2 protein-coding genes and 1 pseudogene are annotated in these 3,142 nt (G+C 71.7%); all 3 read left to right on the top strand.

Annotated features, from left to right (window positions below):
• Positions 1 to 68: 68 nt before the first annotated feature.
• Positions 69 to 281, top strand: a pseudogene (locus BFN01_RS15955) (ABC transporter ATP-binding protein); the annotation flags it as partial.
• Entirely contained in the window at positions 278 to 1,501 is a 1,224-nt protein-coding gene (locus tag BFN01_RS14015; protein ID WP_071644950.1) for an ROK family transcriptional regulator, read from the top strand. The pseudogene BFN01_RS15955 and the gene BFN01_RS14015, both read left to right, overlap by 4 nt.
• Positions 1,502 to 1,543: 42 nt before the next feature.
• Positions 1,544 to 3,142, top strand: a 1,599-nt coding sequence (locus BFN01_RS14010) for a threonine/serine exporter ThrE family protein (RefSeq protein WP_071644949.1), incomplete at its 3' end; no start/stop codon positions are given.

The raw sequence follows: 3,142 nt of genomic DNA, 5'->3' as shown, positions 1-3,142 counted from the left end.
GTGTGATGCAGCCGACAGCCCCCGAGAGGTACCCCCTAGAGTTCGTCGGAAGCTTCAGAGGTGTATAAGAGACAGGCGCCAAGTACGAGATCTACGGGTTCATCAACGAGCGGGCGGCGCAGGGCAAGGCGATCATCGTCATCTCGTCGGAGCTGCCCGAGGTCATCGGGCTCTCCGACCGCATCTACACCCTCGCGCATGGGCGGATCACCGCCGAGATCGCGCGACGCGATGCCACCCAGGAGCTGCTCATGTCGCACATGGCGGTCGAACGAGCATGATCGACGACCTACCCGCGGTCGGCCGCGGAGCATCGCCCGCACCTGTCGCCGTGACGCGCACGACGAACGAGGACGTGCGGGCGCAGAACCTCTCCGCGGTGCTGCACCTCGTGCATGCCGCCGGTGCGCAGTCGCGATCCGAGATCGGTGCCGTCACGGGGCTGAACCGCTCGACGGTGACCGCTCTCGTGCAGGAGCTGCTGGATCTGCGCCTGGTGCGGGAGGAGTCGGTCAAACCCACCGGGCGCGTCGGGCGTCCGTCCCTCGGCGTCGCCGCCGACGACGACGTCGTGGCGCTGAGCATCGTCGTCGATCCACGCGCGATCTCCGTGGCGCTGGTCGGGCTCGGATCGGCGGTGCACTCGCGGGTGCGGCACGATCTGGCATCCCCGCCGAGCCCGCGGCGGTTCGCGCACGTCGTGGCCTCGCTCGTCGACGGGATGCGGGCCGACATCGATCGTCACTACCGGCTGGTCGGCGCGGGGGTCGCGGTGCCGGGGCTCGTCGATTCGCGGGGCACGGTGCTGCTCTCGCCGCCGCTGAGCTGGCGGCGCGAGCAGCTCGCGCATCGTCTCAGCGACGTGCTTCGGATGCCCGTGGCCGTGGGCAACGATGCGAGCGTGGGCGCGATGGCCGAGACGCGCTTCGGTGTGGCCCGCGGGGTGCGCAACGTGCTCTACCTGAGCGGGTCGATGAGCGGCATCGGCGGCGGCCTCGTGATCGATGGATCACTGCTGCGGGGCACCTCCGGCTTCGCCGGCGAATTCGGTCACACCGTGGTCAACCCCTCCAGCGCCCTGTGCAGCTGCGGGCGGCGCGGATGCCTGCAGGTGGAGGTGAACCCCGCCACCGTGCTCGCGCTTCTCGGCCGCCGGGGACTCGACGAGGACGAGCTCGACATCGAGCTGAGCGTCGCGCGCGACCCGGTCGTGCTCGCCGAGGTCGCCAGGCAGGTCGATGTGCTCTCGGTGGCGCTGACGAACTTCGTCAACGCGTTCGCTCCCGAGATGGTCGTGCTCTCCGGCTACCTGGGCGTGCTGCTGGCCACCAGCCGCGAGCGGCTCTCCGAGGCGGTGCGCCTGCAACCGGTGGGGTCGGAGGGTCGCACCGTGCGACTCGAGCGCGCCCGCATGCGCTCGCACCTCATGCAGATCGCGCCCGCCGAGCTGGCCTTCGAGGCCGTGCTGAACGATCCGTCCGCCGCGACGTCGCAGCTCTGATCCTGGAGGCCCGCCGGCTTCGCCGCGTGTGAGGATGGAGTGATGGCTGCCCAGAAGAACTGGCGTATGCGTCTGGTCGAGGCGATCCGCGTCGACGCCGCATCGCGACCGGAGACCCAGGCGATCCTCTCGGTCGACGAGATGTACGCCCGGCGCGTGATCGAGCTCGCGATGCGCATCGCGGAGTCGCTCATCGCCGTCGGCGCGGCAGCAAACGAGGTCGTGCTCTCCGCCACGCGAGTGGCAGCCGCGCTCGGCATCCGCCCGGTGCACGTCGACATCACCTTCAACTCGATCGCCGTGTCGTACCAGGGCGGCGAGTCCGATCCGCCCTTCACGGCGATCCGCGTGGTGCGCGCGCCCGTTCCCGACCACGCGAAGCTGCAGCAGCTGCAGGCGCTCGTGGTCGACATCGAGGCGGGGCTGGCCCTGCCCGAGGCGCGGGTGCGCTTCCATGCCATCCGGCGCATGCCCTTCCGATACCGCCCGACCGTGATCGTGCTCGCGCAGGGGCTGCTCGCCGTCGGCGTCTGCCTGCTCTACGGAGCGTCGTGGATCACCACGCTCATCGCGTTCCTCGCCGCGTGCGGAGCTGCGCTCACGCAGCGGTGGATGGCCCGGATGCACGTGCCGTTCTTCTTCTCGCAGGCGGCAGGGGCGCTGGTGGTCACGGCGTTCGCCGCAGCGGCGAACGTGCTGCGCAGCCAGGGCGTCGCACCCTTCGACCAGGCCGGCGTCGCCGTGATCGTCGCCGCAGGGATCGTGCTCATGCTCGCCGGGATGTCGGTCGTCGGAGCCGCGCAGGACGCGATCGACGGCTTCGCGCTCACCGCGGGCGGGCGCATCCTGGATCTGGCGCTGCTCACCCTCGGCGTCGTCGTCGGCATCGTGGGCGGAGTGGCCCTCGCGCAGCGGCTGGGGATCGGCTTCACGCTCTCGACCGAGCCGCCGGCACTCGGCCCCGGCTCGATGCAGGTGGCGGGTGTCGTGCTGATCGCCGTGACCGTGGCGGTGTGGAACGGCGCGACGACGCGCACGATCCTCGTCTCGGCGGTGCTCGGTGCGATTGCGTGGGGCGGGTTCAGCGCGGGCGCGGCCGGCGGGTTCGGCGTGCCCATCGCCAGTGCGGCCGGCGCGCTGATCGCGAGTTTCGTGGGCACGCTCATCGCGCACCGACTGCACGTGCCGTCCATCGCAGTGACCACCGCCGCCATCGTCCCCATGGTCCCCGGCTCTGTCGTGTACCGCGGACTGCTGGGGATCGTCGAGGCGCAGGACGACCCGATCTCGCTGATCCTCGGCTTCGCCGACCTGCTGCAGGCGGGCGCGGTGGGACTGGCCCTGGCATCCGGTGCGTCCCTCGGGCTCGTCCTCGGCGCGCCCGTGCGCGACACGCTGCAGAGTGTCGTGCGCCGCCGCGGGCGCATCCGCCAGCCGCGGGCGTCGAGTCGCGCGCGCCGAGGCGCAGGCGCGGAGCCGCGGGGGCGGACGCCGGTATGCTGGCTTCCGCCCCATCGCGGCGACGAGGGGGAAACCGTGAGCGACGCCACCCGAGCCGGCGCCGATGCCCCCGCTTCCCTCGACCGCACGGCCCCCGGCCTTCCCGCCCTCCAAAGGGCGACACCGACCTCCCTCGCCGAG

Source organism: Microbacterium sp. AR7-10, assembly GCF_001878835.1.
GTDB classification, from domain to species: domain Bacteria; phylum Actinomycetota; class Actinomycetes; order Actinomycetales; family Microbacteriaceae; genus Microbacterium; species Microbacterium commune.
The sequence above is the reverse complement of the archived record's forward strand: the minus strand, read 5'-3'. Positions and strand labels throughout refer to the sequence as shown.